The organism is Carboxylicivirga fragile (assembly GCF_050589805.1).
In the GTDB taxonomy this organism is placed as follows: domain Bacteria; phylum Bacteroidota; class Bacteroidia; order Bacteroidales; family Marinilabiliaceae; genus Carboxylicivirga; species Carboxylicivirga fragile.
This window is the reverse complement of sequence record NZ_JBNGOY010000103.1, coordinates 1-4,187: the sequence shown is the minus strand read 5'-3', so window position 1 is coordinate 4,187 and position 4,187 is coordinate 1. Positions and strand designations below refer to the sequence as shown.

General features: G+C 40.5%; 5 protein-coding genes. All 5 read left to right on the top strand.

The annotated features are described in order from the left end of the window. Positions 1-96 precede the first annotated feature (96 nt). The 5 genes from ACRD7B_RS22620 (at position 97) to tnpC (ending at position 4,128) form a co-directional block, all read left to right on the top strand. The gene (locus tag ACRD7B_RS22620) at positions 97-1,431 is read left to right on the top strand and encodes an IS1182 family transposase (protein ID WP_430826947.1); all 1,335 of its coding nucleotides are present in this window, start codon (positions 97-99) and stop codon (positions 1,429-1,431) included. A gap of 108 nt (positions 1,432-1,539) precedes the next feature. Continuing rightward, entirely contained in the window at positions 1,540-1,668 is a 129-nt protein-coding gene (locus ACRD7B_RS22615; RefSeq protein ID WP_430826946.1) for a hypothetical protein, read from the top strand. Positions 1,669-1,718: 50 nt separating this feature from the next. Next, positions 1,719-2,060, top strand: coding sequence for an IS66 family insertion sequence element accessory protein TnpA (gene tnpA, locus ACRD7B_RS22610; protein WP_430826945.1), 342 nt, complete (start codon positions 1,719-1,721; stop codon positions 2,058-2,060). 9 nt (positions 2,061-2,069) lie between these two features. Next, the gene (tnpB, locus tag ACRD7B_RS22605) at positions 2,070-2,420 is read left to right on the top strand and encodes an IS66 family insertion sequence element accessory protein TnpB (protein WP_430826944.1); all 351 of its coding nucleotides are present in this window, start codon (positions 2,070-2,072) and stop codon (positions 2,418-2,420) included. Between the two features lie 175 nt (positions 2,421-2,595). Further along, positions 2,596-4,128 (top strand): IS66 family transposase, encoded by a 1,533-nt coding sequence (gene tnpC / locus ACRD7B_RS22600; protein ID WP_430826943.1) that lies wholly within the window; start codon positions 2,596-2,598, stop codon positions 4,126-4,128. Positions 4,129-4,187 lie beyond the last annotated feature (59 nt).

Here is a 4,187-nt window from a genome sequence, read left to right as displayed (position 1 = left end):
GTGGGGTAAATGTCTTTCGTTTCATAAATACAGTTCAAAATTAAAACTTTTTTGTCTACTCTTAAACTGTCCAGTTTTTGGGGAAGCTTACAATTAATGAAACTCTATTTGTATGGATACCGCTTCGGCATTCGTACTTCACGAAAGTTAGAACGGGAAGCTCAAACAAACATAGAAGCAATGTGGTTGCTATCGGGTTTACGCCCCAAGTATAAAACAATCGCCGATTTTAGAAAGAACCATACAAAGGCTTTCAGGGAAGTGTTTCGGCGCTTTGTATGTCTGCTAAAAGAATGGAAGCTGATTGAAGGTGAATCCATTGCTATTGATTCGTTTAAAATACGAGGCAGTAACTCCTTAAAGAACAATTTTAACGACAAGAAGCTAAAACAGCATATCGAATACATTGACAATAAAATAGCGGAATATGAGGCGCAGTTAGAACAGGCTGATAAAACCGAAGAGAAAGAAATCTTAGCCAACAAGATAAAAGAGCGCGAAGCTAAAAAAAACAAGTACAAGCAGATAAAGAAGCAACTGGATGAGCTAGGAGAAGATCAGGTGTCAACAACCGATCCTGATGCCAAGGCTGTAATGTTCCAGCGCAACTCAGTACGAGTTGGATATAATATTCAGGCTTCCTCCGATGCCAAACACAAGCTGATGGTTGAATTTGATACCGGAGACGTTAATGACACACATGCTTTGGCGCCCATGGCGATTGCTTCTAAAGAATTGTTGAATGTAGAAGAGCTAAGTGTATTGGCAGATAAAGGGTACCATACAGGCGAACAGTTGCATCAGTGCAACTCACATGGCATTATCAGCTATGTTTCTCCCAAAGATCGGTCGGCAAGAGACACAGGAGTATATCCGGTTTCAGCATTTATTTACGATGCTAAGCATGACTACTATACTTGTCCCAGTGGCAGTATTCTATGCAGTAATGGTAAATGGTACAAACGCTCGGACAAGCGACGAAGAAAGCAGAATGATACCCTGTTTAAACGCTATACGACCAAAGACTGTAAAACTTGTACCTCGCGGCAACTATATACTAAAAGCAAGGTTAACGGACGAAACATTGATCGAAGCGAATATGCCTACGACATAGAACTAAACAACCAACGGGTCAATTCCAACCCGGAGTATTATCGCCAGCGTCAGCAAATAACCGAGCATATGTTTGGCACTTTTAAGCGGCAACGAGGCTTTACACATACGCTACTTAGAGGCAACGAAAAGGTACTGGGAGAAGTCGGACTATTGTTTATCAGCTATAACATTAGTCGTAGTATCAGCATTATTGGTGCAAAAAAATTAATCGATATGCTGAAAAAGCATGCATCCAACTTTAACCGTCAAATGAGAGTAATTTTGAGCCTATTTGAGGACCTAAAATTTCAAAGTTGGGAAGTTCAAAAATCATAAAAAGGCCCCATCATAAGGCCCGATATAGGACAAATACAACATAATTGATAACTTTATCTGAAACAAATGGGTTTTTACACAAACTCCCGTTGTGGGTAATTAAAAAAAATGAGACTAACAGCCAATATAAAACAAGAAGAATCAGAGGTAAAACGATTAATGATTTATGACTCTGAAAATGGTGTGTATTTATTTGAATATGACACGGAGCATGATTCTTCAGCACTTTGTGAGTAACCATTCGGCCTGATACATATTGCCTACTTTCAAGTTTTGAAGCAAAAACTATGCGTATAATTGAATCGAGCTTTCGGGAGCTTTATGAAGAATATTTATCATCAGGATTAACGGTTCGGGATTTTTGTACCAATCAAGATTTTGCAGTATCTACATTTTACCGTTGGCAAAAGCTTTTAAAAGAAAAAGAGGTTCCTAATGAGTTTGTTCCTTTAGTGATGGAACAACAGTCATTGATTAAATCAGCTGATCATCCTGTTCTTTCAGCTAATCAAGAAAAGTGTGAAGATGAAGCGAATGAATTGGAGTTCACTTTCCCCAATGGCACTAAGCTACATCTCATAGGACATGTTGATGCCACATTGTTAAAAACGATTGTTCACCTGTATTGATTGTAGCCTATGTTTCATTTACATGGGAAGCTTCAATACTTCCTTTATCCAGCTCCGGTTGATATGCGTAAGAGCTTTTATACGCTTAGTGGTATTGTTTCATCAGTAATGAAGCGCAATGTACAGGATGGTGAGGTATTTATCTTTGTTAATCGCAACCTGACCATTATGAAAATATTACATCTGGAGCATGGTGGTTTAGTCATCTACCACAAGAAGCTCGAGAACGGTGTTTTTAAACTGCCAACATTCGATGAGGCGGTCTTATCCCGCCCCATAGGGTGGCAAGATTTAATGGCGATTGTAAGCAATGTAAAACCCATACAAAAAAGATTAAAGAAACGTCGAAAAAACATCTGAAATCCATGGCTTATTTTTGGCTGTGCCCCTTGATTTTAGTATCTTCAAGCACATAATCACAAGGGGATAAATGAGCCAAATTTCAGATAACGATGCACTGATTCAAAAGTTACTCCAAGAGCGTGACGAGATGTACTGTGAGCTCTCGCGCTTGCGCTAGGCAGATGATGGTTATGTGGAGGCTCTTAAGGCTCAAAATAAGGAGCAGGAAGCACTTCTTCATAAAAAGGAAGAGGTGATCCAAAAACAAGCAGAGCAACTTAATAAACTAACAGACCAGCTGGCTTGGTTTCGCCGCCGGTTCTGGAAAGCCTCCAGTGAACGCTTTATTCCTTCCGATCCCAACCAACGCAAAATAGACTTTGACGGGCTGGATGTGCTGCCACAGGAAGAGGAGATGATTAAAGAAGTCGATAAAGAACTGCAGGATTACAAGCGTCAACGCCCTCATACTAAGAAAAAGAAACCGGTACGTTTACCCCTGCCAGAAGAACTTCGCCGTGAAAAAGAAGTCATCGAACCAAAGGGGCTTGAAGATAGTTGGGTACGTATTGGCGAGGAAGTAACAGAAGTATTGGAGCATAAACCAGGAGAGCTGTACGTACGTCAAATTATTCGCCCTAAATATGCTATTAAAGAGAACTATAAAGAACAGGAAGTAGCTACCGTGCAAATTGCATCTCTTCCTCCTTTGCCATTGCCCCGCAGTAATGCTGGCGCATCGCTTTTAGCTGAGCTATTAATCAACAAATACTTTTACCACTTACCATTTTACCGTCAGATAAGCATGTTGAAGCAAATTGGTGTCAGCTTGTCGGCTTCAACAATCAAGGGTTGGTTTCAGGGCAGTTGTGATTTGCTTCGTGCTTTATACTTCCGCTTACAGGAACTTGTAAAAGAATCGGATTACATACAGGTGGATGAAAGTACCATACCAGTTGTAAACAATGAAAAGCATAAAACAGTAAAAGCTTACCTGTGGATGGTACGATCGGTAATGAAACCCCTGGTTTACTTTCATTACGACAAAGGCTCGCGGGCGCAAAAAGTAGTGGTTGAACTACTGCAGGGTTTTCAAGGAGCCATCCAAACAGATGGGTATGAGGCCTATTCTATTTATGAGCAAAAGAAAGGCGTTCTGTTATTGGGGTGCTGGGCGCATGCACGCCGTAAATTTGAAGAAAGCCTTGGTGAAGACAAAGCCGGAGCTGAGTATGCATTGGCACAAATAGCAAAACTTTATCAGGTAGAAACCATGGCTGACGAACAGGGCTTAGATGATAAGCAAAGAGCTGAACTACGCCATCGTCTGGTATATCCGATAATGGTAGCGTTTGAAAAGTGGATTGTAAAGTTTTACCCCAAGGTATTGCCCAAAAGCAGAATGGGCAGGGCATTATCATATACTTACAACATCTTCCACCGCTTATCACGATACCACTTAGATGGTCGCTATAAAATAGACAATAACCTGGCAGAAAATGCCATCAGACCACTGGCTTTAGGTCGCAAAAATTATCTGTTTTGCGGAAATCATGATGCCGCCGAAAATGCAGCAGTTATTTACTCTTTACTTGGTTGCTGTAAAGCAGCTGATGTGAATCCAAGAGAATGGTTAACCGATGTATTATCGAAGATACCTATTTACAACAATGACTATTCATTAGATTTGGCAGATCTTTTACCTCACAACTGGAAGAACTCTTAGAATGGTGAGAATTGTCCATGGATTCTACCTGATGTTGGAATGTCTCGCATTAACTAAAA